The 22,868-nt window shown below is 68.4% G+C and carries 22 protein-coding genes and 3 riboswitches; of the genes, 17 read left to right on the top strand and 5 right to left on the bottom strand.

Annotated features, from left to right (window positions below):
* Window positions 1-21 precede the first annotated feature (21 nt).
* A complete protein-coding gene (locus AC5RVG_RS07130) occupies window positions 22-861 on the bottom strand; it encodes an ABC transporter ATP-binding protein (RefSeq protein ID WP_494013293.1) in 840 nt (279 codons plus the stop codon).
* Between the two features lie 361 nt (window positions 862-1,222).
* Between AC5RVG_RS07130 and AC5RVG_RS07125 the strand changes: the two genes are divergently transcribed.
* Entirely contained in the window at window positions 1,223-1,588 is a 366-nt protein-coding gene (locus AC5RVG_RS07125; protein ID WP_494013292.1) for a VOC family protein, read from the top strand.
* A gap of 165 nt (window positions 1,589-1,753) precedes the next feature.
* Here AC5RVG_RS07125 and AC5RVG_RS07120 read toward each other — a convergent pair whose 3' ends face one another.
* Window positions 1,754-2,296, bottom strand: coding sequence for a helix-turn-helix domain-containing protein (locus tag AC5RVG_RS07120; protein WP_494013291.1), 543 nt, complete (start codon window positions 2,294-2,296; stop codon window positions 1,754-1,756).
* A 66-nt stretch (window positions 2,297-2,362) separates the two neighbouring features.
* On the opposite strand from AC5RVG_RS07120, the gene AC5RVG_RS07115 reads away from it, so the two are divergent.
* A complete protein-coding gene (locus AC5RVG_RS07115) occupies window positions 2,363-3,715 on the top strand; it encodes an alpha/beta hydrolase (RefSeq protein ID WP_494013290.1) in 1,353 nt (450 codons plus the stop codon).
* A gap of 138 nt (window positions 3,716-3,853) precedes the next feature.
* On the top strand, window positions 3,854-4,270 hold the full coding sequence (locus AC5RVG_RS07110; RefSeq protein ID WP_494013289.1) for a CoA-binding protein: 417 nt from the start codon (window positions 3,854-3,856) through the stop codon (window positions 4,268-4,270).
* A gap of 63 nt (window positions 4,271-4,333) precedes the next feature.
* On the opposite strand, the gene AC5RVG_RS07105 is transcribed toward AC5RVG_RS07110, so the two are convergent.
* Window positions 4,334-5,290, bottom strand: coding sequence for a zinc-binding dehydrogenase (locus tag AC5RVG_RS07105; protein ID WP_494013288.1), 957 nt, complete (start codon window positions 5,288-5,290; stop codon window positions 4,334-4,336).
* 294 nt (window positions 5,291-5,584) lie between these two features.
* Window positions 5,585-5,699: riboswitch (SAM riboswitch) on the top strand.
* A 70-nt stretch (window positions 5,700-5,769) separates the two neighbouring features.
* On the opposite strand from AC5RVG_RS07105, the gene AC5RVG_RS07100 reads away from it, so the two are divergent.
* The 7 genes from AC5RVG_RS07100 (at window position 5,770) to AC5RVG_RS07070 (ending at window position 14,650) form a co-directional block, all read left to right on the top strand.
* Window positions 5,770-7,008 carry an acyl-CoA dehydrogenase family protein gene (locus tag AC5RVG_RS07100; protein WP_494013287.1) on the top strand — a complete coding sequence of 413 codons (1,239 nt, stop codon included), beginning with the start codon at window positions 5,770-5,772 and terminating at the stop codon, window positions 7,006-7,008.
* A 140-nt stretch (window positions 7,009-7,148) separates the two neighbouring features.
* Window positions 7,149-8,474, top strand: coding sequence for an acyl-CoA dehydrogenase family protein (locus tag AC5RVG_RS07095; protein ID WP_494013286.1), 1,326 nt, complete (start codon window positions 7,149-7,151; stop codon window positions 8,472-8,474).
* 13 nt (window positions 8,475-8,487) lie between these two features.
* A complete protein-coding gene (locus AC5RVG_RS07090; RefSeq protein ID WP_494013285.1) occupies window positions 8,488-9,951 on the top strand; it encodes an APC family permease in 1,464 nt (487 codons plus the stop codon).
* 127 nt (window positions 9,952-10,078) lie between these two features.
* A riboswitch (SAM riboswitch) is annotated at window positions 10,079-10,168 on the top strand.
* A gap of 88 nt (window positions 10,169-10,256) precedes the next feature.
* Window positions 10,257-11,678 (top strand): LLM class flavin-dependent oxidoreductase, encoded by a 1,422-nt coding sequence (locus tag AC5RVG_RS07085; RefSeq protein ID WP_494013284.1) that lies wholly within the window; start codon window positions 10,257-10,259, stop codon window positions 11,676-11,678.
* Window positions 11,679-11,750: 72 nt separating this feature from the next.
* Window positions 11,751-11,842, top strand: a riboswitch (SAM riboswitch).
* 113 nt (window positions 11,843-11,955) lie between these two features.
* The gene (locus AC5RVG_RS07080) at window positions 11,956-13,014 is read left to right on the top strand and encodes a methionine ABC transporter ATP-binding protein (RefSeq protein ID WP_494013283.1); all 1,059 of its coding nucleotides are present in this window, start codon (window positions 11,956-11,958) and stop codon (window positions 13,012-13,014) included.
* On the top strand, window positions 13,011-13,703 hold the full coding sequence (locus AC5RVG_RS07075) for a methionine ABC transporter permease (RefSeq protein ID WP_494013282.1): 693 nt from the start codon (window positions 13,011-13,013) through the stop codon (window positions 13,701-13,703). Before AC5RVG_RS07080 ends, AC5RVG_RS07075 begins: the two co-directional genes overlap by 4 nt.
* Before the next feature lie 26 nt (window positions 13,704-13,729).
* Window positions 13,730-14,650, top strand: a complete 921-nt coding sequence (locus tag AC5RVG_RS07070) for a MetQ/NlpA family ABC transporter substrate-binding protein (RefSeq protein ID WP_494013281.1) — start codon at window positions 13,730-13,732, stop codon at window positions 14,648-14,650.
* Between the two features lie 25 nt (window positions 14,651-14,675).
* Here AC5RVG_RS07070 and AC5RVG_RS07065 read toward each other — a convergent pair whose 3' ends face one another.
* On the bottom strand, window positions 14,676-15,515 hold the full coding sequence (locus AC5RVG_RS07065; RefSeq protein WP_494013280.1) for a DUF1206 domain-containing protein: 840 nt from the start codon (window positions 15,513-15,515) through the stop codon (window positions 14,676-14,678).
* A 322-nt stretch (window positions 15,516-15,837) separates the two neighbouring features.
* Here AC5RVG_RS07065 and AC5RVG_RS07060 point away from each other — a divergent pair, with 322 nt between their 5' ends.
* The 4 genes from AC5RVG_RS07060 to AC5RVG_RS07045 all read left to right on the top strand — a co-directional run bounded on the left by AC5RVG_RS07060 (window position 15,838) and on the right by AC5RVG_RS07045 (window position 18,054).
* Window positions 15,838-16,242, top strand: a complete 405-nt coding sequence (locus AC5RVG_RS07060) for an MmcQ/YjbR family DNA-binding protein (RefSeq protein ID WP_494013279.1) — start codon at window positions 15,838-15,840, stop codon at window positions 16,240-16,242.
* 3 nt (window positions 16,243-16,245) lie between these two features.
* Window positions 16,246-16,791: a DUF1990 domain-containing protein gene (locus AC5RVG_RS07055; protein ID WP_494013278.1), complete on the top strand. Its 546-nt coding sequence runs from the start codon at window positions 16,246-16,248 to the stop codon at window positions 16,789-16,791.
* An 85-nt stretch (window positions 16,792-16,876) separates the two neighbouring features.
* Window positions 16,877-17,197, top strand: coding sequence for a putative quinol monooxygenase (locus AC5RVG_RS07050; protein ID WP_494002047.1), 321 nt, complete (start codon window positions 16,877-16,879; stop codon window positions 17,195-17,197).
* A 56-nt stretch (window positions 17,198-17,253) separates the two neighbouring features.
* Window positions 17,254-18,054: an SDR family oxidoreductase gene (locus tag AC5RVG_RS07045; RefSeq protein WP_494013277.1), complete on the top strand. Its 801-nt coding sequence runs from the start codon at window positions 17,254-17,256 to the stop codon at window positions 18,052-18,054.
* A gap of 29 nt (window positions 18,055-18,083) precedes the next feature.
* Here AC5RVG_RS07045 and AC5RVG_RS07040 read toward each other — a convergent pair whose 3' ends face one another.
* Window positions 18,084-19,076, bottom strand: coding sequence for a LacI family DNA-binding transcriptional regulator (locus AC5RVG_RS07040; protein ID WP_494013762.1), 993 nt, complete (start codon window positions 19,074-19,076; stop codon window positions 18,084-18,086).
* Between the two features lie 208 nt (window positions 19,077-19,284).
* On the opposite strand from AC5RVG_RS07040, the gene uriH reads away from it, so the two are divergent.
* The 3 genes from uriH to AC5RVG_RS07025 are packed head-to-tail and all read left to right on the top strand — an operon-like array spanning window position 19,285 to window position 22,705.
* On the top strand, window positions 19,285-20,328 hold the full coding sequence (gene uriH / locus AC5RVG_RS07035) for a uridine-preferring nucleoside hydrolase UriH (protein ID WP_494013276.1): 1,044 nt from the start codon (window positions 19,285-19,287) through the stop codon (window positions 20,326-20,328).
* Window positions 20,325-21,749 (top strand): uridine transporter UriT, encoded by a 1,425-nt coding sequence (gene uriT, locus AC5RVG_RS07030; RefSeq protein ID WP_494013275.1) that lies wholly within the window; start codon window positions 20,325-20,327, stop codon window positions 21,747-21,749. Before uriH ends, uriT begins: the two co-directional genes overlap by 4 nt.
* The gene (locus tag AC5RVG_RS07025) at window positions 21,746-22,705 is read left to right on the top strand and encodes a ribokinase (protein WP_494013274.1); all 960 of its coding nucleotides are present in this window, start codon (window positions 21,746-21,748) and stop codon (window positions 22,703-22,705) included. Before uriT ends, AC5RVG_RS07025 begins: the two co-directional genes overlap by 4 nt.
* Window positions 22,706-22,868 lie beyond the last annotated feature (163 nt).

The following is a 22,868-nucleotide window of genomic DNA, read 5'->3' as shown; positions in this document are numbered from 1 at the left end:
TTGTGGGTGGCGAGGGCGGCCCTAATGGCCGTCGACGCCGAGGCTTTCGAGGAGCGAGCGGCGCATTCGGGCCAACTCGACCGAACCGCGGTCCCGCGGGCGGCTGCCGGGAACGTCGACGGTGCGCACGATCGTGGCGCCGTCGTCCTCGCGGCCCTCTTCCGTGCCAAGCACGATGATCCTGTCCGCCAGTTGCAGGGCCTCGTCCACGTCGTGGGTCACCAGCAACACGGTGGTGGGTTCCGCCGCGTGGATATCGAGCAGCAGGTCCTGCATCTTGATCCGGGTCAGCGCGTCCAGCGCGCCGAACGGTTCGTCCAGCAGCAGCACGCCCGGATTGCGGGCCAGGGCCCGGGCCAGGGATGCCCGCTGGGCCATGCCGCCGGAGACCTCGCGCGGCCGGTGCTTGGCGAAGGTGGCCAGCCCGACCAGGTCCAGCAGCCGGGCGACCTTGGACTTGCCCTGCTTGGCGCTGGAGCTCTTGGGCAGGCCGATGGCCACGTTGGCCTGCAGGGTGTGCCACGGCAGCAGCCGGGGTTCCTGGAACGCGACGGCGCAGCGGGAGTCGATGCCCTGGACCGGCGTTCCGTCGATTTCCACCGCGCCGGCGCTGGGCGCGTCGAGGCCGGCGGCGGCGCGGAGCAAGGTGGACTTGCCGCAGCCTGACGGGCCCAGGATGGCCAGCACCTCGCCGGGACGGACCTCGAAGTTCACGTCGCGCAGCACGGTGTGGGCCTGTGCTCCCGTGCCGAAGGTGCGGTTCAGGGCGCGAAAGGAAACAGCAAGCGCGGAGTCGGAACGGGCCGCGGGTGCAGCGGCAACGGGAGCCGCGTGGCGGGACGACGACAGTACTGCAGTCATGGGATCACTCCATCGATCCTGGCAGTAGCACCCTACGGATCAAGCCGTGCGGCCCGGCAATCGCCGGCCGTACCCGTGGCTTGTCACCTCGTTATCACCGGCAGCCTGGGTGGGCTTCCGATGACCAGGGTTGCTGCGGCGTCGTCGATCCAGGTCTCTCGGCCGCTCGGGATGGTCACCACCAACTAAACGGCACGGGCGGGGCTCCCGGCAAACTGCCCGTAATAATGACCCGTAACAAAGGCGGAATGACCATCCGCCGTAACAAAGACGCGAACCACTCGTCGGGGAACCCGCCGGGGAAACAGGCGCATCCCCGCTAACCATGGACGCAACTCCGGCGCGGTGGCAGGATGACCGCATGAAAATCAGCAGACAAATCATCGTGTTCGACGCCGCCGACCTCGCGGCGGAGAGCACGTTCTGGGCCGGCCTCCTCGACGGAACGGTCGAGGCCGAAGACGACTGGCACACGGTGATGGTGGACGGCGAATCGCGGCTGGGATTCCAGTTTGCACCCAACCACACTCCGCCCGGCTGGCCGGACGGGACGCCGCAGCAAATCCACCTGGACCTCTACATAGACGATCTCGCGGCCGCACATGAACAGGCGACGTCCTTGGGCGCCAAGCTGCTGAAGCCGGCCGATGACCCGGCGGCCGCCTCGGGGTTCCAGGTGTACGCCGACCCCGCCGGACACCCCTTCTGCCTCTGTTGGGACGCGTAACGCCCCGCCCTCTCGGGTCATCACGACGGCGATGCCTCCGTTCGTGAGGGAGTCGCCGGCGTCGCTGCCTCCCTTCATAACCAGTCGCCGGCGTCGCCGCCTCCTCCCGCCCATGGGCCGCCGATGTGGACGTTGCTCCCGGCGCGGGCCCGGCGGGGCGGTCAGTCAGGCGGGCGGATCCGCCGGGATGAGGACCGTGGAGAACAAGCGGCGGTGCCGCCCCTCTTCCGGGCCGTTGGCCGCCACCTTCTCTGCGGCAGCCCTGATGGCGGAGGTGAAATCCTCGAACTCTTCGTCCGTCATCCAGAGGGCGGTCTGCCGGTAACCGGCCCCGTCGCGCACGAAGTCCGGATTCCCCCCGGAGATGTATTGGTCGAAGGCACCCAGCAGCCCGGCCGCAAAGGCCATGAAGCCGCGCCGGTGGTCATCTGCCGTCATGGACGCCAGATCGTCCTCGGCCACTGAACTCCTGGCTACGTCCAGTCGAAAGGTACGTTCGGTGGTGCCGCGAACCGGTCTCTCCTGGGCCACCGCCAGCACGCCGGCCTTGGAGAGCGCGCCGATGTGCCGGTAAAGCGTCGCGGTGGGAATGTCGGGGAGTTCGGCGGAGATCTCCGCCGTGGTCAGCTCACGGTTGCCCAGCAGCGTCTGGACGATCCGCAGGCGTACGGGGTGCAGGATCAGATCGGCGCTCTGTGAGGAGGACATGGCTCAACGTTCTCACAATTGACATTGTTCCTACAACTGATAATAATCGTACTGTCCGGTAACCAAGTGGGCGACCAAACGACCAAGACACGAGCAATAAACGACCCGAAGGGAGGCGCGGTGGCGGCGATAGTGGTGGAGAACAAGGAGGTTCTGCTGGAGCTGGATCGATTCGAGAAAGTTGCGGGGCTGCTCGGCGACCAGCGATTCCCGCTGTCCGCGGTGACCTCCGTCCGGGTGCTCGCGGATGCGTTCGACGGCGTCCACGGCCTGCGGGCTCCCGGGCTTGCGATCCCGGGACGGACTCGGGTGGGAACGTGGCGCGGCCGCGGCAAGACCCTCGCCGTCGCCCGCCGCGGCACCCCGGCAGTTCAGCTTGACCTGGACGGGCAAAAGTACGCCCGGGTGGTCGTGTCGCTTCCCGATGCCGAGGATGTTGCGGCCCGGATCCGGAAGGCCGCCGGCCTGCCCGCCGGTCAGGCGTTCACCGAAGAAGTGGTCAGCTTCCCGTCCGGGACCGTTCAGCTGACGGGAACCTGGGCTGAACCGGCCGGAACGGTCCGCGGCGCCGCGCTGATCCTGCCGGGCTCGGGACCGATCGACCGCAATGCCGACCACAAACGGATGCCGTTGGGCATCAGCCGTGACCTGGCGATGGCGCTTGCCAACCACGGCATCGCGTCGCTGCGCTACGACAAGCGCGGTACCGGCGACTCGGAAGGATCCTTCTGGGCGGCCGGCTTCCGTCAGAACAGCGACGACGCCGCGGCCGCCCTCCGCTGGATGGCCGCCCGGAAGGCCGCGGGCCTCCCGGTATTCCTGGTCGGCCACAGCGAAGGCAGCTACCACGCGGCGGCCGTGGCGGCAGAGCCCGGTACCCGGGTGGACGGGGCTGTGCTGCTTTCAGCCTCGGCGCAGACAGGCTTTGAGACAGGCAGGTGGCAGACGGCCCAGATCAGCGACTCGCTGCCCGCCTTCCCGCGCTTGCTGCTGAAGCTTTTCCGCCAGGACCTGGTTAAGGTGCAGGCGAAGTCGGTGGAAAAACTTCGGGCCACCACCGAGGACGTGGTGCGCATGCAGGGCCGTAAGATCAATGCGCTCTGGCATCGGGAGTTCCTCGACTTCGACCCCGTTCCGAACTTGGAGCGCCTGCACATGCCGGTGCTGGCCATCACGGGCACCAAGGACGTACAGGTGGACCCGGCCGACCTGGACATCATCGCGGCCACCGTCCCCGGCCCGGTGACCACGAGGAAGATCGAGGACCTGTCGCACCTGCTGCGCCGCGACCCGAAGGTTCCGACCCTCTCCGACTACAAGCGCCAGATCCGCGAGCCCGTGGACGCTGAAGTGCTGGAACTGGTGGGGAACTGGGTGGCGGAGCACGCCGACGCAGCGGCGGCCCGGTTGGCCGGCTAGCCCCAAACCATCGACTGTTCAGCTGACGCCCTTAAACCGACGGTTTGAGGGCGCCTGCCGACTCCTCGATGAGGGCGGCTGAGGGGGAGAGGGCCAGCGGCGGTTCCGGTGCCGAAGAGTCGCGGGTAGGGTCGAGCCATGGCACACCAGAATGACCCTGAAGTCGTCCGGCGGCTGCTGGAAACCCCCGGCCGCTGGGCCGTCGTCGGCCTGTCCACGAACCCGCACCGGGTGGCCATGCGCATCTCCCGGTACCTGATGGACCAGCTGGACATGGAAGTCGTCCCCGTCAACCTGCAGGGCGACGACGTCCTCGGCCTGACCGGTTACCAAAAGCTCGGGGACATTCCCGGCGAGATCGACGTGGTGGACTGCTTCGTGAACTCGCAGAAGGTCGGCCCGGTGGTGGACCAGGCCATCGAAGTCGGTGCCAAGGCGGTGTGGCTCCAGCTGGGCGTGATCGACGAAGCCGCCGCGGAAAAGGCCAAGGCGGCCGGGCTGGACGTCGTCATGGATACCTGCCCGGCCATCGAGGCCCCGCGCTTCGGTTTATAACAGCCGCTCACGGGCTGCGGTCAGCCCTGCCCCGCCTTCGGACGGCCGCCTCGAGTCCCCGCATCACTCGTACACAGCAATGAAGCGGCCGACGACACCTCCCTCGCGAAGCTTGTCGATTGCGCCGGGAATGTCGGCATGCTTGATGTGGTTCATGGGTGGTTTGAGCTGGCCACTCTTCATAAGCTCGTAGATGCCGGCAAGATCCTCCTTGGTACCGGACTTTGAGCCCCTGATGGAGAGCTGGTTGATGATGATCGGGTAGGTATTGATGGTCGATTCCAACCGGCCCATGCCCACCTGAACCAAGGTGCCGAACTCAGCGAGGGTTTCGATGGCGGCCGAGGTCGTGGTGCCGAAGCCGGCGTAGTCCACGATCAGCTCCAGGTTCTTGTCCTTGAACTCTTCGATCGAGGCGCCGACGCCAGCCAATCCGATCTCGTCGGCCAGTTTCTGGGTTTCCGGATTGACCTCGGCGCCGTACACCTCGGCGCCGACCAACGCGGCACAGCGTGCACCGATGTAGCCCAGTCCGCCCAGGCCGATGACACCGACCTTCATGCCGTTCTTCGCCCCGCCGACCGCCATCATGGCATGGTAGGCGGTCAAGCCGGCGTCGGTCGCCATCGCGCCGAGGTCGAACGGCACTTCGTCGGGCAGGGCGACGAGATTGTCGTCGGTCGCGCGAAGCTTGGCGGCGAAGCCTCCATCCCACTTCCCGTAACCCAATGCGTCCCCGTCCGACATCACCGGAGAGAGGCCTACGCGGTCGCCAATCTTCCAATGGTCCATGCCCTCGCCGACCTCGCTGATAACGCCAGCGGATTCATGGCCCATGGTGCGGGGCAGGCCGTGCTGGAACAGCGCCATCCATCCCGGATCATCGAGCGTCGAGACGTCCGAGTGACAGACCCCCGACGCCTTGACGTCGACGACCACTTCACCGGGGCCAGCGTGGGGTTCCTGAACCTCATTAAGCTCCAGCGGCTTCTTCGTGCCGACAAATTGCCATGCCTTCATGATGAACCTCCCGTACGACGGCCAGCGGACGGTGCCCGTCCCGGCCCGGCCATATTGGCAGTGCACCTCCACGGTAGTCCCCTCGTAACCAGGCCAGTAGGGGACAGCCGCGCAGAGGAATGCGCACGGCTCAATGCGCCGGGCGGAAGCCTGCCGGCCCCAGCCCCCGGAGCCGGCTGGGGCGACGGGCCCTCGTCGTCATCAGAAGCGGTTTCCGTAACAAACGGCAGCAGAATGTCATGGCCTGTCATGTGCTTCCCTGCGCCGGAGCGGCCCCGGCATACTCGACTCCGAGATCAAGAGTCCCAACGACAAGCTCTGGCTGGTTGGGCGGCAACCCTCTCCCGTAGCGGGGTGCCCCAGATGAGGATCCGGCCGCGCACAACACCGTGCCCGGCAAGTACGGCCCCCTCCGGGCTGCGCCCCAACCGTGACGGTTGCTGCGCCGCCGGATGGGAGCCCCGCCGTGAGGAGCCAACATGACCGCCGTCGTGACCGCCAACAACCCGCAAACCCGCCGAGCCCCGTGGGCCGGACAGGCTACCGCCGAGGAACTGGCCCGATGGCAGCAAGTAGCCGAAGGCGTTGCCGCCGCGCTGGCCGCGGACGTGCTGGAGCGCGACCGACGCAACGCCGACCCGCACGCCGAGGTGGAGCTGCTGCGCAACTCGGGCCTGCTCAACCTGATTATCCCGGCCGAATGGGGCGGCGAGGGCGGGCACTGGGAGAGCGCGCTGCACGCCGTGCGCATCCTGGCCCGCACGGACGCGTCGATTGCGCAAATACTCGGTTACCACTACGCCAACCTGGGCGCCGTCGTGTTCTACGGTGATGCGCAGGTCCAGGAACGACTGCTCCGCCGCTCCGCGCGGGGCCGCTGGTCCTGGGGCGACTCCGTGAACCCGGTGGACCCGAATCTGGAACTGGTTCCCGACGGCGACGGCTTCCGGCTGAACGGCACCAAGCACTTCTCCACCGGCGCTTCCGTCGGCGACGCCATTCTGGTCAATGCCGTGATCGCGGCCGGACCCGAGCGGGGCAAGTTCCTGGCCCTCGCGCTGGAGCATGACCGAACGGGCATCGGATACCTCGGGGACTGGGATGCGCTCGGCCAGCGGCTCTCGGCCAGTGGTTCGGTGAAGTACGACGGCGTGCAGGTCACCGAAGCGGACATCATCGGCGAGGTAGGGGAGGAGCCTTTCTCCACGCTGGTTACCCCGTACATCCAGCTTGCCTTCGGCAACCTCTACCTGGGCATCGCGCAGGGGGCGCTGGACCGCGGACGCCGGATCACGCTGGCGCGCCGGAACTCCTGGTTCCTCAGCACGCAGGAGACGTATGCCCAGGACCCGCTGACCCAGCGGGTCTACGGCGAGCTGGTGTCGCGGGTTGCCGCGGTGGAGGCCCTGGCCGACCGGACGAACGCCAGGTTCGACGCTGTTATCGCCGCCGGCGCGCAGCTGAGCGCGGAAGCCCGGGCGGACCTCGCGCTCGAGATTGCGAGGCTCAAGGTCGTGTCCACCGAGGTGGGGGTGGACGTGGCGAACCGCATCTTCGAGACCACCGGCTCGTCCTCCGCGAAAACCGAGGTCGGGCTGGACATTTTCTGGCGCAACATCCGCACGCACACCCTGCACGACCCGGTCGACTACAAGAAGGTCGAGGTCGGCGCCAACTACCTGCTCGGCGACGTCCAGCCGATTTCGCTCTACACCTGAGCGGAGCAGGACGCCGCCCACCCTGCCCGCAGCCCGCGGGTCGCCTCATGACTGCCCGCCATCCGCGGGCCCATCACCGCTGCCCCCAACCCGGGCGCCCCATCTGACGCCCTCACGGCCGGACCTCCAGGAGAACCACCATGACTGAAACACTCGACAACCTCGCCACGGCCTTCGACGCCGCGGCCGCCAAATACCGTCCGATCTTCGCGCGCATCGCCGCCGGGGCGTTAAGCCGCGAGCTCACCCGCGAGCTGCCGTTTGAACAGATCGGCTGGCTGAAGGACGCCGGCTTCGGCGCCGCCCGGATTCCGGCCGAGTTCGGCGGCGACGGGCTGGACTGGGAAGAGTTCACCCGGCTCCTGATCGAGCTCGCCGCCGCGGACAGCAACATTCCGCAGGCGCTGCGCTCGCACATCGCCTTGGTGGAGGAGAACCTGTACCACCACGGCCGCACCTCGGACCGCGGCGCCTGGCTGCGGCGCTTCGCGTCCGGCCAACTGGCCGGCAACGCCTGGACCGAACCTGGCGCCGGGGGAACCGCCACCGTGCTGTCCGAGACCGGCGGCAAGCTGCTGCTGAACGGCCGCAAGTTCTACACCACCGGCACCATCTTCGCGGACTGGATCGATGTCACCGCCAAGCGCCCGGACGGCTCCGATGTCTCGGTGATCATCTCTACCAAGACGCCGGGCGTGGAAACCTTCGACGACTGGGACGGTTTCGGCCAGCGGCTCACCGGCAGCGGCACCACCGTGTTTACCGACGCGGTGGTGGACCCGGCCAACGTGTCCGCCTTCGCCGACCGCTTCCCGTACCAGACGGCGCTCTACCAGCACATCCTGCTGGTGACCCTGGCCGGCGTCGCCCAGGCCGTCACCAGCGAAGCCGCAGAGAACGTGCGGGACCGCAAGCGGGTGTTCGGCCACGGAAACGCCCCGCTGGTCCGGCACGACGCGCAGGTCCTCCAAGTGGTCGGCGAAATCAGCGCCACTTCCTATGCCGCGAAGGCAACCACCCTCGGCGTTGCCCGCAGCCTGGACCGCGTCTTCGCCTCGCGGCAGTCAGGCGCCGATGCCGAGAAGGCGGCCAACATCGCCGTCGAACTGGACTCTGGCCGGGCGCAGATTGGGCTCAGCGCCTTGGTCCCGGACGCCGCGGGCGCCCTCTTCAACGCGCTCGGCGCCTCCTCCACCAGCACCGGCAAGGCACTGGACCGGCACTGGCGCAACGCCCGCACGGTCGCCACCCACAACCCGTTCATCTACAAGGCGCGGATCGTCGGCGACTGGGAAGTCAACGGCGCCGAGCCCCCGTACGTCTGGACGATTGGCGAGGCCAATGCCGACGCCGCGCGTCAGCCACAGAGCGACGGCGCCAGCCAGTCACACATCGACGTCACGCGTCAGCCACAGAGCGACGGCGCCCGTCCAAACAGCCAAGCCACCCGCTCCGCGGCCCTCTAGGAAGAAGCCAACTATGTCCGTATCCGTCAATAACCCAACCCTCGCCGCACCCGAGACCGCCGCGGCCGCCAATGCCGGTGCTCCACGGCTCTCCGGCCGGCTGGGCGTCGCCAGCATCGTGCTCATCGTGCTGGCCGCCGCGTCGCCACTGGGCGTCATCGGCGGAACCGTCCCGCTGGCCATCGTCAGCGGCAACGGCGCCGGCCTTCCCTTCATCTACCTGCTGGCCATGGCCATCCTGCTGTTGTTTGCCGTCGGCTTCACCACCATGACACCGCACGTGCCAACGGCCGGCGCGTTCTTCAGCTACGTCGACAAAGGCCTCGGCCGCAGGGCGGGCCTGGGGGCGGCCTTCGTGGCCCTGCTCTCCTACCTCGCGCTGGAAGCCGGCGTCTACGGCCTGCTGGCGCCGGCCGTCGACGAAGTGGTGCGCGCCTACGGCGGGCCGGCACTGCCATGGTGGGCATGGGCCGCTGCCGCCCTGGCCGCCGTCGCCTGGCTGGGCCACCGCAACATCGAGCTCTCCGGCAAGGTGCTGGGGGTACTGCTGGTCGCCGAGGTGCTGATCGTGCTGGTTTTGGACGCTGCCGTAATTTTTGGCGGCGGCGGTCGCGAGGGCCTGTCCACCGGGTTCGTCACTCCGTCGACCGTGCTGTCCGGGGCGCCCGGCATCGCGCTGTTGTTCGCCATCCTGAGTTTCATTGGCTTCGAGGCCACCGCCGTGTTTCGCGACGAGGCACGGGACCCGGACAAGACGATTCCGCGCGCCACCTATGTAGCCCTCATCGTGGTGGGCGGCTTCTACGCGCTCTCCAGCTGGCTGCTGATCAGCGTGTGGGGCGACGAGGGCATCGTCCAAAAGGCCACGGACGCGCCCGGCACCTTGCTCTCGGAGACTACCGCGCTCTACCTCGGAACCGCGGGCAGCCACGTCATCCAGGTACTGCTGGCCAGCAGCCTGTTCGCCTGCATTCTGTCCCTGCACAACATCAGCTCACGCTATTTCTTCCAGATCGCCGGGCAAGGCATTTTCCCCGCCAAGCTGGCCGGCACGCACACGCGGCACCACTCGCCACATCTGGCGTCGGCCGCTGCGACCGGAGTGGTGGCCCTGTTCCTGCTGGCCGCGGTGGTGGCCGGCTGGGACCCCATCGTGCAGTTCTACACCTGGTTTGCCGGTTTCGCCTCCCTGGGCGTGGTGGTGCTGATGACGGTCACCAGCATCGCGGTGCTGGTTTTCTTCCGCCGGCAGGGCGCACCGGCCCGCGACTGGAAGCGCTCGGTCGCCCCGGCTCTCGGACTCCTCGGGCTGCTGGCCATCCTGGGCCTGATCCTGCAGAACCTGCCCACCCTGGTCGGCAACAGTGTGCCGCTGGCCATCGCCGTCGTCGTCCTGATTCTTGTCTGCCTGGGGGCCGGAGCGGTGGCGGGATGGAAGCGTCCGCAGGCCAAAGCCGGCTCCGCCCCGGCGTCGTAATTCCTACCCCGCGTGAGGGAGGGCGCCCCGGCGTCGTGATTTATACCCGGCGTAACGCGTCGTAATTCTTACCCCGCGTGACGCGGGACATTTCCCTCCCGGGCGCCGCGGGTGTCCAATGGAGGGGTACCCATCCAGAGCGGCCGAGAGACCTGGCTTGTTGACGCCGCAGCAACCCCCTCCCTGAGGAAGGTGCTACCGCCAGGACCGATGGAGAAGCTCGATCTCTCGTTGGTCTTCCGTTGGCAGCCGCATGCCCGACGGAGGGCCGGCGCGGGCTCTTCTCATCAGAAAAGGAGCCTGACATGACCGTAAACAACCCCCAGCCCAACCCCCGGCGCCAAGTTCGCTTCAACGCCTTCGACATGAACTGCGTGGGCCATCAGTCGCCCGGACTGTGGCGCCACCCGCAGGACAAGTCCGCCAACTACAACACCATCGGCTACTGGACCCACCTGGCCAAGGTGCTGGAGAAGGGCCTGTTCGATGGCCTGTTCATCGCCGACGTGCTCGGCACCTACGACGTCTTCGGGTCCTCCAACGAGACCACGCTGCGCGCCGGCACGCAGGTCCCGGTGAACGATCCGTTCATGCTGGTCTCGGCGATGGCCGCGGTGACCGAAAACCTCGGCTTCGGCGTCACCGCCGGCACCGCCTACGAGCACCCCTACCCGTTCGCCCGCCGCCTGGCCACGCTGGACCACCTGACCAACGGGCGGGTCGGCTGGAACGTGGTTACCGGTTACCTGCCCTCGGCGGCGCGCAACATGGGCCAGGAAGACCAGCTGGAGCACGACGAGCGCTACAACCACGCGGACGAATACCTCGAGGTCATCTACAAGCTGCTCGAGGGCTCGTGGGAGGACGACGCCGTGGTCAAGGACGTGGAGACCGGCGTCTTCACCGACCCGGCGAAGGTCCACGAGATCCAGCACGAGGGCAAGTACTTCAAGGTTCCCGGCATCGCGATCACCGAGCCGAGCCCGCAGCGCACCCCGGTCATCTTCCAGGCCGGGGCCTCCAAGCGCGGCACCGAGTTCGCCGCCGGGAACGCCGAGGCGGTGTTCGTGACCTGCCCGACCAAGGAGATGCTGGCCGCATCGGTGAAGAAGATCCGCGACGCCGTGGAGGCGGCCGGACGCGACCGCTACGACGTCCGCATCTACGCGATGCAGACCGTGGTGACCGGACCGGACGCCGCCGCCGCGCAGGCCAAATTCGAGGACTACAAGTCCTACGCAGACATCAACGGGGCGCTGGCGCTGATCTCCGGCTGGATGGGCGTGGATCTTTCCACCTACGGCCCGGATGACGTGATTGGCGAAAACGTGAAGTCCAACGCCATCCAGTCCTCCGTGGAGACCTTCCAGAAGGCCTCCGGCGACAGCGGCAAGCCGTGGACCATCCGCCAGCTCGCCGAATGGGTCGGCGTCGGCGGTTTCGGCCCGATCACCGTCGGCTCCGGCGAAGAGGTAGCCGCCAAGCTCGTGGAGTGGGTCGACGAGACCGACGTGGACGGGTTCAACCTGGCCTACGCGATCACCCCGGGCACCTTCGAGGACATCGTGGAATTCGTCGTGCCGGAACTGCAGAAGCTGGGCGCCTACCCCACGGAGTACGCGCCGGGGACCCTGCGCAACAAGCTCTTCGGCCGCGGCGACAAGCTGCCGGAGAACCACCGGGCCGCCGGCTTCCGCCTGCAGAACGCGCTGGCCCACCGGGCGTAGGCCCCGGCAGAACCATCTGAACAACGACGGCGGTGCGTCTCCCCTTCAGAGGGCGGGCACCGCCGTCGGCAAGAACCATCTAGAGCGGCCGAGAGATCTGGCTCGATGACGCCGCAGCAACCCCGGCAACTGCCGCACGGTGCTAACGCCAGAACCGATGGAGAACCCGGGCCGGGCCCGAACCGGCCGCGCCATGCCTGCGCGCCGTGATCGGCTGTGCCCGGGGCTCCCTGACCTTCAGGAGCAGCATGAAAAGATATGCCGCGGACGGCCCGCAATGATTGAAATCCGCAATCTGCACAAGAGCTACGACACTCGCCACGGGACGGTCGAGGTGCTCAAGGGCATCGACCTGACCATCGAGCAGGGGGCGATCACCGCCGTCGTCGGCCCTTCCGGCGCCGGCAAGACGACTCTCTCCCACTGCATTTCCCTGTTGGAAAAACCGACCTCCGGCCAGGTGCTGGTGGACGGCCGCGACCTCTCCGCCCTGTCCGGGCAGGCATTGCGCGGCGAACGCCGCGCCATCGGCACGATCTTCCAACACTCGGCCCTGCTGCGCCGGATGACGGTGGCGGAGAACGTGGCGCTGCCGCTGCGAAACCTCGGCGTGGTGCACGCTCAGATGGAGGACCGCGTGGCCGAACTGCTGGACCGGGTGGGCCTGCTGCACAAGGCCAACGCCTACCCGGGCCAACTGTCCGGCGGCCAAAAGCAACGGGTCGGCATTGCCCGGGCGCTGGCACTTCGCCCCCGGATCCTGCTCTCCGACGAATCGACGTCGGGCCTGGACCCGGAGTCCACCCAGCAGATCCTGGACCTGCTGGACGACGTGCGCAACGAACTGGGGTTGTCGGTCATCCTGATCACCCATGAGATGGACGTGGTGCGCCACGTCGCCGATCAGGTGGCCGTTCTCTCCGGCGGCCGCGTCGCGGAATACGGGCCGATCGGCGCCCTGGTGGCCGACCCGGCCTCCGCGGCCGGCCGCCAACTGCTGCCAATCCGGGCCCTCCCGCTGCCGGCCGGCTTCGACTACGCGCTGTCCGTTTCCTATCGGCACGGGCCGGTGGACCCGGAGTGGATGACCCGCCTGTCCACCGGCCTGGGCGTGCGCGTGGCGCTGCTCGGCGGTTCGGTGGAAGCCCATGGTGAAGCGGTGCTGGGCCGCGCCGACATCGGTCTTGCTGGTCGCCCGGAGGCCGAGGTCCGCGCCTACTTGGCCGGCCTGGGCTTGACCGCAGAGGCACGCCACCGTGCCGATTCCGCGGCGGAAACGCCGCCGACGGACGCGGATGGATATGCAAGGAACGAGAAAATCGAGGTGCGCGCATGAGGCCCGCAGAAACCGCCGCCGTCGGACTGGACACGCCCTGGGCGGACCTGCCCGCGCTGCTGCTGCCGGCCTACGGCGAAACCTGGGCGATGGTCGGCATCGTGATGGTCATGGTGATCCTGGTCGGCGGCGCCACGGGCGTGCTGCTGTACAACACGGACAGCCGCGGGCTGTTCCCCCGGCCGCGCCTGCACGGAACGCTCAGCTGGCTCGTCAACATGGGCCGCTCGCTCCCGTTCCTGGTGCTGATGGCCGCCATCATCCCGCTGACCAAGTGGGTCACCGGAACGACCATCGGCATCGCGGCGGCCGTGGTCCCGATGACTCTGGCCGGCATTCCGTTTTTCGCCCGGCTGGTGCAGAACGCACTCAACGATCTGCCGCGCGAGAACATGGCCGTCGGGCTGGTCACGGGCAGTTCCACCGGGCAGATCATCCGGCAGACGCAGCTGCGCGAGGCCCTGCCGGGCCTTACGTCTGCGGTCACGCTCAACACCATTTCGATGATCGAATACTCGGCCATCGCAGGGACCATCGGCGCCGGCGGCATCGGCTACCTGGCCGTCACCTACGGCTACCAACGGTTCGACACCCACGTCATGGCGGCCACCATCGTTGTCCTGATCATCACGGTGCAGCTGGTGCAGTTTGCCGGCGACCGAATCTCCCGCGCGCTGCTGCGCCCTTAGCAACCGACCAACAGGAGCATCACATCATGAGCACCTCTTCCGCCGGGTCCGGCCACGACCACGGCTTCACTCTGCGCAAACGGACCACCGCCCTGCCGTGGAGCATTGCCGCCCTTGCCGCCGTCGTCGCACTGGTCCTGGGGCTGCTGCTGGTGCAGCAGCAGTCCCGGCCGGCCGTCGCGGCATCCGGCAGCGAGGTCACCTCGCCGCTGAAAGTCCACTTTGAACCGGCGATGGCGGGCGAGGAGAAGATCCTGAAGTTCGTCGCCGAGGAAATCGCCCCCGACTACGGCGTGGAGATCGAGGCAGTGGGCCTCCAGGATCCGGTTCAGGCCAATCGTGCGGTGGCCGATGGGCAGTTCCACGCCACCATCTTCGCGCACCAGTGGTACATGCAGCAGTCCGCCGACGCCAACGGGTTGGAATTGACGCCGACGGTGGAGCTGTACCAGTGGGGCTTTGGCCTCTACTCAACCCGCTACGGCTCGGTGGAAGACCTGCCGCGCGGAGCCGTGCTGCTGCTGCCCAACGACGCCGCCAACCAGGGCCAGGCGCTGTGGCTGCTGCAGCGCGAGGGACTGCTGGAGCTGGATCCGGCGGTGGAGCCGCGAACAGCAAAGATCCGCGACGTTACCGGCAACCCGCGCGGCTTCCAGTTAAAGGAAGCCGACCTGCTGGCGATGCCGCGGATGCTCGACTCAGTCGATGCCGCGATCGGCTACGTATCCCAGTTCGACGCCGGCAAGATCGGCCGCGACAAGGGCATCCTGTTCCCTGCGGCGCCGAAGACCTTCGCCTCTCGCCTGGTGATCGGCACCCAGTTCAAGGACAGCGCGGAGAGCAAGAAGCTGACCGAGATCTTCTCGGATCCGCGGCTGGAGGAGTACCTGCGCACCACGGAGGATCCGCTGGTCAAGGACGTGCTGACGCCGGTCTCCGCGGAGTAGGGCCGACACCCTGGCCTCGGGCGCGCTACATCTTCGCGTAGCGCGCCCGGGCGCCCATGTAGAGGCCGTAACAGATCAGGCCAACGGCGACGACGGCGAGTGCGGCCGGGCCGAAGGCCTGATCACGCAGCGCCTTGAGCGCCCCGTCCAACCCCTTGACCTCCTGCGGGTCGTGCTGCACCGCGGCCACCGCCAACAGCAGCCCCAGCACGAACAGTGCCAGCCCCTTGCCCGCATAACCCACGACGCCGGTCCACGTCACGGCGGTGCCGGTGCTGCCCCTGGGGAGCCGTTTGAGGTCGTCCAGGAACTTCTTCTTCAGGCCCTTGTACACGTAAAAGACGCCGGCGCCCATGATGACGGCGCCAATCAGGAACAGGACAACGGCACCGCCGGGCCACTGCATCAGCCTTGTGCTGGCGTCCTGGGAGCTCTGGCTGCTGTCGGCGCCGGAACCCAGCGCGAAGCTGCCGAACGATACCGCCACCACCGTGTACGCGATGGCCAGTCCCACGGACTTCGCCCGGTAGCCCCACCTCTTCTTTGCCTCCCGGCCGCGGCCGCCGAACACCGCCTCGCTGATCTGCCACAAGGCCAGGGCGGCGGCGGCAAGCATGCCCGCCCAGAGCAGGAACATCCCGCCCGGAGTCTTCGCCAGGCTTGAGGCGGCCCCGGTCTGGTCCGCCTCGCCGCCTCCGCCGAAGGCGAGCCGGAGCGCGATAGCGCCGATCAGCACGTGCAGCAGGCCGCTGGCCACGTAACCGAACCGCGCCACCCGCTCGAACGCCTTGGAATTGGCGGCGACCTCGGTCTTGTCCTTGGCCCTGCCGGCCGCCCGCTTCGCTTCCCTGCCGGTGTCTGACATGGGTCTCCTCTCCAGAGCCGTCGCCCGTTCCGAAACCCGCCGGCGGCACCGAAGCCCGCCGTCGTTCCCAGTGAAACAACTGTGAAACCATCCTGCCACCGAAGTTGCCGCCGCGCACCGGGCGGAACTAGGGCGGGATGCGGTCCAGGGGGCGTCGGGCCAGGCTCGGGTGGGGCGGGGCACGGAGGCCGGGTGGGCACGTCGATCCAGCAGAACCGTGACCGGCGCGGGAGAGGCTCGCGTGGGGCACGGAGGCCGGGTGGGCACGTCGACCTCCGCAGAACCGTGACCGGCGCGGGCCGGGAGCAGTAGGCTCGTGCCCATGGACGCAACCGCCCTGCGCGCATTCTGCCTGTCCCTGCCCGGGGCGTTCGAGGACTTCCCGTTTGGGCCCGAGTCGTCGGTGTTCAAGGTCCGGGCGGCAGGCCGAGCGGCGAAGATGTTCGCGCTCTCGGACCTGCAGGCGCCGCGGCTGAGCATCAGCCTCAAGTGCGAACCGGTGCTGGCGCAGCAGCTCCGCGCGGCGCATCCGGAGATCACGGGTGCCTATCACATGAACAAAACGCACTGGAACGGCGTGCGCTGCGACGGCGGGCTGCCCGACGACATGCTGCGGGACATGATCGAGGACTCCTACGACCTGGTGGTGGCGTCGCTGCCGCGCCGCGACCGCGAGATGCTGGGCTGGATGGGCCTGGCCAGGGGCGACGATGCGCGGCAGGGCTGAGCGGTGAGGGCCGAGGACCTGGGCGGGGTTCCGCTGACGTACGACGGCGTGGGGTTGAGCCGGGAGCGCACCTCGCCGCCGGGATACCGGGTCGTCGACGAGCGGGTCGGTGTCGGTGAGGGGGAAGACGCTTTTCACCGGCTGGCCGAGGGGCTGATGGGGTGGGAAGTGCATCGGCTGGCCGGGCTGCGGGTCGATGCCACGGGGCCGGTGGCCGCCGAAGGCGCGGAGGTGGTGTGCGGGTTCGGCGTCGGGCCGCTGCGGCTCGCCATCCCGTGCCGCGTGGTGTGGACGGAACGGACGCCGACCCGGACGGGCTTCGGCTACGGCACCCTGCCTGGACATCCGGAGTCGGGGGAGGAAGGCTTTGTGGCTGTGCTGGAGGGGAGCGGGCGGGTGGTCTTCGAGGTGTTCGCGTTCAGCCGGCATGCCAACTGGTTCTACCGGGCAGGAGCACCGGTGGCGGAGGCCGCACAGCGGCTGGTCACGCGGCGCTATATTGCCGCGGCCAAGGCGCTCGCCGGCGGGCAGGCCGGGCACCGCCGCTAACTGATTGGCCGCACCTGACCTGACGGACCGCGCGGTACATGACAGGATGAAAAGACACCCCCAACAGAAGAAAGGCTGATGCCGCGTGATTTTCATTGTGGTCAAGTTCAAGGTCAAGGACGAGTACGCCGATAACTTCCCCGAACTCGTCCGCGAATTCACCGAGGCGACGCGTGCCGAGCCGGGCAACCTGTGGTTCGACTGGTCGCGCAGCGTGGAGGACCCCAATGAGTACGTGCTGGTCGAGGCCTTCCGGGACGACGCGGCCGAAGCACATGTGAAGAGCGACCACTTCAAGAAGGCCATGCAGGAGCAGCCGCAGTACCTGCAGGAAACGCCGCGGATCATCAGCCGCCAGGTCGAGGGCGACGACTGGGACCTGATGGGCGAAATGACCGTCGCGTAGCGGCCCGCGCGGCCGGTGGGGCTGGCAAGCGGCCGGTTCTTCGCCACAATAGGCCCATGGAAAATTTCACGCCGCGCACCGCCATCGTCACCGGTTCCGACTCCGGGATCGGCCGGGCGACCGCCGTCGCGCTCGCCCGGGCAGGGCTGGACGTGGGGATCACCTGGCACTCGGACGAAAGCGGGGCTGAAGAGACCGCGCAGGAGGTGCGCGCGCTCGGCCGCAGCGCCGCCGTCGCCCAATTGGACACCACGGACCTGCCCGGCTGCGGCGACGTGGTCGATTCGCTCGCGGAGCAGCTCGGCGGACTGGACGTGTTCGTCAACAACTCCGGCACGGGCGCCTCGGAGCCGTTCCTGGAGCTGGACTACGAGACCTGGCGCCGGGTGGTCGCCACCGACCTGGACGGCGCGTTCGTGTGCATGCAGCGGGCAGCCCGGCGGATGGCGGATGCCGGCCGCGGCGGCCGGATCATCGCCGTGACCAGCGTGCACGAGCACCAGCCGATGATCGGGGCCGCCCCGTACGACGCCGCGAAGCACGGCCTCGGCGGCCTGGTGAAGAACATGGCGCTGGAGCTCGGCCGGCACGGCATCACGGTCAACTCCGTCGCGCCGGGAGAGATCGCCACCGCCATGACCGGCAACGAGGACGAAGACCCGCACCGCATCGACCGGCCGGGCATTCCGCTGGCAAGGCCCGGCGACGCCCGCGAGGTCGCAGCCGTGATCGCCTTCCTCGCGTCGGCCGAAGCCGGCTACGTCACCGGGGCGTCGTGGGTGGTGGACGGCGGCATGCTGCAGATGGGGCCGCAGGCCGGGGCGGCCGTGACCGGGCACGACTGGCGCAAGGTGTAGCCGCGACGGCCCGGACCGCGCCGTCGTTGTTAGTTGGCGGCGATCCGATCCGTGGAGCCGCGCACAATCAGCGAGGCCTCCAAGGTGAGCTGGGGTTGCTCGAGGTCGCGGCCTTCGATCAGGCCGCGCAGCTGTTCGCCGGCCTTGAGGCCCAGCCGGGCGGCGGGAAGGTGGACGGTGGTGAGGCCGGGGTTGCTGGTGGCGGAGTAGGGCAGGTCGTCAAAGCCGGCGATGGCGAGTTCGTCCGGGATCCGCACGCCGGCAACGCGCGCTTGCTGCAGCACGCCGTACGCGTGGGTATCGGTGGCGCAGACGATGGCGGTGACACCCGCTTGCTGCCACTGGGGCCAGGCGGCGGCAAACGCGTCGGCTGCCGCGCCGACGTCGATCGTGGTGCTGATCAGGTGGGCCGGGTCTGCGGTCATCCCGCGAGTGGCCGCTTCCTCCAGGAAGGCCGTCCGGCGAATGGTGAAGGTGGCTGTGCCGGTCACGCTGTCCAGGTACGCCACCCGCTGGTGGCCGGAGGCGGCCAGGTGCGCCGCGAGTTCGCGGGCGCCGTGGGCCACGTCGAGGTTGACGGACGGCGCATAAGCCTCCAGCCCGGGCGCGTCGAGCAGCACCAAGGGGCCCGTGGGGGAGAGGTCCTCGAGGAACGCGGCATCGGGGGCATCCACCAGCAGGCCTGCCGGGCGCAGGGCGAGGAGCCGGCGGATGTCATCCGCGCGGGGGAATTCGCCGGCTTCGGTGACGGAGAGCAGCAGCTGGAAGTCCGCGCCGAGGGATTCGCGCACGCCGGTAACGACCTTGGCGAAGAACGGGTTGGAAATGTCCGGCGCCACCAGCACCACAATGGAGCTGACGCCCTTGGCCAGCGAACTGCCCACGCTGTCCACCACGTATCCGAGTTCGGCGATTGCCTGGCTGACCCGGGAGATGTTGTCGGCGGACACCCGCCCGCGCGTTTTGCCGTTCGCCACCAACGAAACCGTCGCGGGGGAGACGCCGGCGCGTGCCGCCACCATCGCCGCGGTCACTCGCCGACCGACGCGCGGCGGGTGTTGGGGAGGGCGGGCGGAATCCATGAGCCCCATGATAGGCGTAATCAAGCGCAACAAGGCATCAAGCGCTTGACGCGTGCCACGTCAAGCGTTTGACGTGGACCGGAAGGGGATGTCAAACTCGCTGTGACAATTTCCCCGCTGCGGGGCCCCGATGACGTGGAGAGAAAACATGGACGCCACTTCCGCGACGCCCGGACCGAAGAAGATCATCCTGGACTGCGATCCGGGGCACGACGACGCCGTGGCGCTGCTCCTGGCCCACGGCAACCCGAACATCGAACTGCTCGCCGTGACCACCGTTGTCGGCAACCAGACCCTGGCAAAGGTCACCAAGAACGCCCTGGCAGTAGGGACGATCGCCGGCATCACCGGTGTCCCGTTCGCCGCCGGCTGCGACCGCCCGCTGGTGCGCACCATCGAAACCGCGCCGGATATCCACGGCGAGTCCGGCATGGACGGCCCCGCGCAGCCGGAGTCCGCCATCGAACTGGACCCGCGGCACGCCGTTGATCTCATTATCGACACGATCATGGCGCACGAACCCGGCACCGTAACCCTGGTGCCGACCGGCGGCCTGACCAACATCGCGATGGCCGCCCGCAAGGAGCCGCGCATCGTCGAGCGGGTCAAGGAAGTCGTGCTGATGGGCGGCGGCTACCACGTGGGCAACTGGTCCGCCGTGGCGGAATTCAACATCATGATCGACCCCGAGGCCGCCCACATCGTCTTCAACGAGAAGTGGCCCCTGGTCATGGTGGGACTGGACCTCACGCACCAGGCGCTGGCCACCCCCGACGTGGTCGAGCAAATCGAAGCCGTCGGCACCGGCCCGGCCCGCTTTGTCCGCGAACTGATGGACTTCTTCGCCCAGACGTACAAGGATGCACAGGGCTTCGACTACCCGCCGGTCCACGATCCGTGCGCCGTCGCCTACGTCATCGACCCCACGGTGATGACCACCCGCAAGGTCCCGGTCGACATCGAACTGCAGGGCAAGCTGACCCTCGGCATGACCGTCGCCGACTTCCGCGCCCCCGCGCCGGCCGACTGCCACACCTCCGTGGCCGTGGACCTGGACCGCACCAAGTTCTGGAACCTGGTGACCGATGCGCTGGTCCGCATCGGCGAGGTAGAAATGGGAACCGCCACCACAACGACGACGGCGGCGCCTGCCTCCGCGGCGTCGGTCACCACCGGGGAGGCAGCGAAATGAGCGCAGTTCTCCACGACACCAAGGCCACCCGCGGCGGCACCACCGCCCTGATGGTCGCCCTGCTGACGGCCTGCGTGGCCTTCCAGCTCAATGCCTCCATGCTCAGCCCCGCCCTGGTCACCATGGGCGAGGAACTGCAGACGGACCAGGCCTCGATCGGCCTGTCCCAGACCTGGTTCTTCACCACCGCCGCGCTGTTCTCCCTGTTCCTGCCCCGCCTGAGCGATATTGTCGGCCGCAAGCGGATCCTCGTCGGCATGATGCTGCTGACGGCCGTCGGCTCCGTGATCGCGGCGCTGGCCCCGGACGTTACGTGGCTCTTCGTGGGCCGGATCATCCAGGGCGTCAGCGGCCCCACCGTGCCGCTGTGCCTCATCATGCTGCGCACCGCAGTGCCGAACCCGCGCACGTACGGCACGCTGATGGGCGTTATCCTCGCGGTCAACGGCGGCGTGGCCGGCGTCGATGCCTTCCTCGGCGGCTACATGGCCGAGCATTACGGCTTCCGCAGCATCTTCTGGTTCATGGTGGTGCTCGCCGTGCTCGCCGCGATCCTTGTCGCCGTCCTGACGCCCGAGAGCAAACCGCAGGCCGGGACGCGGATGGACTGGACCGGCGTCGTCTTTATTGTTGTCGCAGTCGGTGCCCTGCTCACCGCGCTGAACGAGGCCGCCAAGCTCGTCGGCGCGTTCTCCACGGGAACCCTGATCCTCTCGCTGGTGTTGATCGCCGTCGCCGCCGCCGCGTTCGCCGCCTTCTGGGTCACCGAAAAGCGTACGAGGGAGCCGATGGTCGAGATTGTCCATCTGCGCCAGCGCTCCACGTGGGCGCCGCTGCTGACCACAATCCTGACCATGACCGGCATCTTCGCGGTGATCAACGGGATTGTCCCCGCCTACGTACAGGCCGCCGCACCCGGCTTCGGCCTCGGCCCCACCGAAACGGCGTTGCTCATCCTGACCCCCTACGCGCTGCTGGGCTGGGTCTTCGGCCCGATCAGCGGGCGGCTTGCCCCGGTCCTGGGCTACACCAATGTGCTGCGCATCGGCATGATCGGCAGCATCGTCTCCCTGGTGATCATTGCGCTGTTCGGCTTGAACAGCCTGCCGGTGATGGTCGCCGCCACTGCGCTGCTCGGCATCATGTACGCCGGCACCGCGAACATCATGCTCAACGGGCTCGGCGTGGTGCTCTCGCCCCCGGGCAACCCCGGCTTCCTGCCGGGCATGAACGCCGGAGCCTTCAACCTCGGCGCCGGGCTGAGCTTCCTGGTGCTGCCAGCAGTGCTCGTGGGCACCTCGGCGCTGGGCGACCGCGGCTCTTACCTTACGGTGATTGTGGTCGGCCTGGTCATCACGGTCGCGGCCTTCGCCGCCTCGCTGCTGATCCCCAAGCCCGTTGAGGCCGAGGTGGAAAAGTGAGTCCGCAGGCCGGACGCATCGTCGTCGTTGGTTCACTGAATGCGGACCTGACCATCTACACCGAGCGGCTGCCCAACCCGGGCGAAACCCTCCGTGGCGAAGGCTTCACCGTGAACCCGGGCGGCAAGAGCGCCAACCAAGCCGTGGCCGCTGGTCGGCTCGGCGGCAAAGTCGCCCTGATCGGCGCCGTGGGCGAGGACTCCAACGGAGACATGCTGCTGGCCTCCGTGGCAGGGGCCGGCGTCGACGTTTCCCGCGTGCGCCGCGCCGCCGGCGTCGAGACCGGCGTCGCGGTCATCACCGTTGACGCAGCGGGGGAAAACAGCATCGTCATTTCCCCCGGCGCCAACGGCACCGTAGTTCCGGATGATGTCGCCGCAGCCGGCGACGTTTTCGATGGCGCCGCCGTCGTTTGCCTCTGCCTCGAGGTCGGCCTGGACGTCGTGGAGGCGACAGCACGAGCAGGGCACGACGCCGGAGCAACAGTGCTGCTCAACCTCTCGCCTTATGCGCCCGTGCCCAGAAGCCTGGCCGAACTCACCGACGTCCTGCTGGTCAACGCGCACGAGGCTTCGCTGTTCCTCGGCGGCGGCGAAATGCCCTGCGCCGATGCCGCCGTTGCCGACTGGGAGCAGGTGCGCTTGCAGTTTGCGGCGCAAGGGCTGGACCGCGTCGTGGTCACCCTGGGCGCCGAAGGCTCCATCGTGCTGGATGGGCATGCCGAGGAGGGGCGCCGTTTCACCCGGATCGCCCCCACCAAGGTTGACGCCGTGGACACCACCGGCGCCGGCGACGCCTTCACCGGGTCCCTCGCGGCACGGCTAGCCGCAGGGGAGGACCTGGCCGAGGCGGCGGCGTTCGCTTCGGTCGCTGCTGCCCTGGCCGCCACGAAGAAGGGAACCCAGGCCGCGTATCCGCGGCTGGCGGACGTGGAGCGTCTGCGGGCCGGCGCCTGACGCCTAGAAGCCGTATACAACGACGAACGGCGCCGTGCACCGGAAGGTGCGCGGCGCCGTCGTCGTTGGTGGGCGCCGCCTGCTGCTTTCCCCATGGCCCCGCCTTAGACGACCCCTTTAAGTCCCGGGTGTGGACAACCACGGCGGCCGGCTGGCGGTGCCC

Source organism: Arthrobacter senegalensis, from assembly GCF_059091765.1.
The sequence above is the reverse complement of the archived record's forward strand: the minus strand, read 5'-3'. Positions and strand labels throughout refer to the sequence as shown.

Excerpts from the sequence above, each read along its gene's own strand:
- AC5RVG_RS07130 (WP_494013293.1), bottom strand. The coding sequence starts at position 861 with ATGACTGCAGTACTGTCGTCGTCCCGCCACGCGGCTCCCGTTGCCGCT.
- AC5RVG_RS07125 (WP_494013292.1), top strand. The coding sequence starts at position 1,223 with ATGAAAATCAGCAGACAAATCATCGTGTTCGACGCCGCCGACCTCGCG.
- AC5RVG_RS07120 (WP_494013291.1), bottom strand. The coding sequence starts at position 2,296 with ATGTCCTCCTCACAGAGCGCCGATCTGATCCTGCACCCCGTACGCCTG.
- AC5RVG_RS07110 (WP_494013289.1), top strand. The coding sequence starts at position 3,854 with ATGGCACACCAGAATGACCCTGAAGTCGTCCGGCGGCTGCTGGAAACC.
- AC5RVG_RS07105 (WP_494013288.1), bottom strand. The coding sequence starts at position 5,290 with ATGAAGGCATGGCAATTTGTCGGCACGAAGAAGCCGCTGGAGCTTAAT.
- AC5RVG_RS07100 (WP_494013287.1), top strand. The coding sequence starts at position 5,770 with ATGACCGCCGTCGTGACCGCCAACAACCCGCAAACCCGCCGAGCCCCG.
- AC5RVG_RS07095 (WP_494013286.1), top strand. The coding sequence starts at position 7,149 with ATGACTGAAACACTCGACAACCTCGCCACGGCCTTCGACGCCGCGGCC.
- AC5RVG_RS07090 (WP_494013285.1), top strand. The coding sequence starts at position 8,488 with ATGTCCGTATCCGTCAATAACCCAACCCTCGCCGCACCCGAGACCGCC.
- AC5RVG_RS07085 (WP_494013284.1), top strand. The coding sequence starts at position 10,257 with ATGACCGTAAACAACCCCCAGCCCAACCCCCGGCGCCAAGTTCGCTTC.
- AC5RVG_RS07080 (WP_494013283.1), top strand. The coding sequence starts at position 11,956 with ATGATTGAAATCCGCAATCTGCACAAGAGCTACGACACTCGCCACGGG.
- AC5RVG_RS07075 (WP_494013282.1), top strand. The coding sequence starts at position 13,011 with ATGAGGCCCGCAGAAACCGCCGCCGTCGGACTGGACACGCCCTGGGCG.
- AC5RVG_RS07070 (WP_494013281.1), top strand. The coding sequence starts at position 13,730 with ATGAGCACCTCTTCCGCCGGGTCCGGCCACGACCACGGCTTCACTCTG.
- AC5RVG_RS07065 (WP_494013280.1), bottom strand. The coding sequence starts at position 15,515 with ATGTCAGACACCGGCAGGGAAGCGAAGCGGGCGGCCGGCAGGGCCAAG.
- AC5RVG_RS07060 (WP_494013279.1), top strand. The coding sequence starts at position 15,838 with ATGGACGCAACCGCCCTGCGCGCATTCTGCCTGTCCCTGCCCGGGGCG.
- AC5RVG_RS07045 (WP_494013277.1), top strand. The coding sequence starts at position 17,254 with ATGGAAAATTTCACGCCGCGCACCGCCATCGTCACCGGTTCCGACTCC.
- AC5RVG_RS07040 (WP_494013762.1), bottom strand. The coding sequence starts at position 19,076 with ATGGTGGCGGCACGCGCCGGCGTCTCCCCCGCGACGGTTTCGTTGGTG.
- uriH (WP_494013276.1), top strand. The coding sequence starts at position 19,285 with ATGGACGCCACTTCCGCGACGCCCGGACCGAAGAAGATCATCCTGGAC.
- uriT (WP_494013275.1), top strand. The coding sequence starts at position 20,325 with ATGAGCGCAGTTCTCCACGACACCAAGGCCACCCGCGGCGGCACCACC.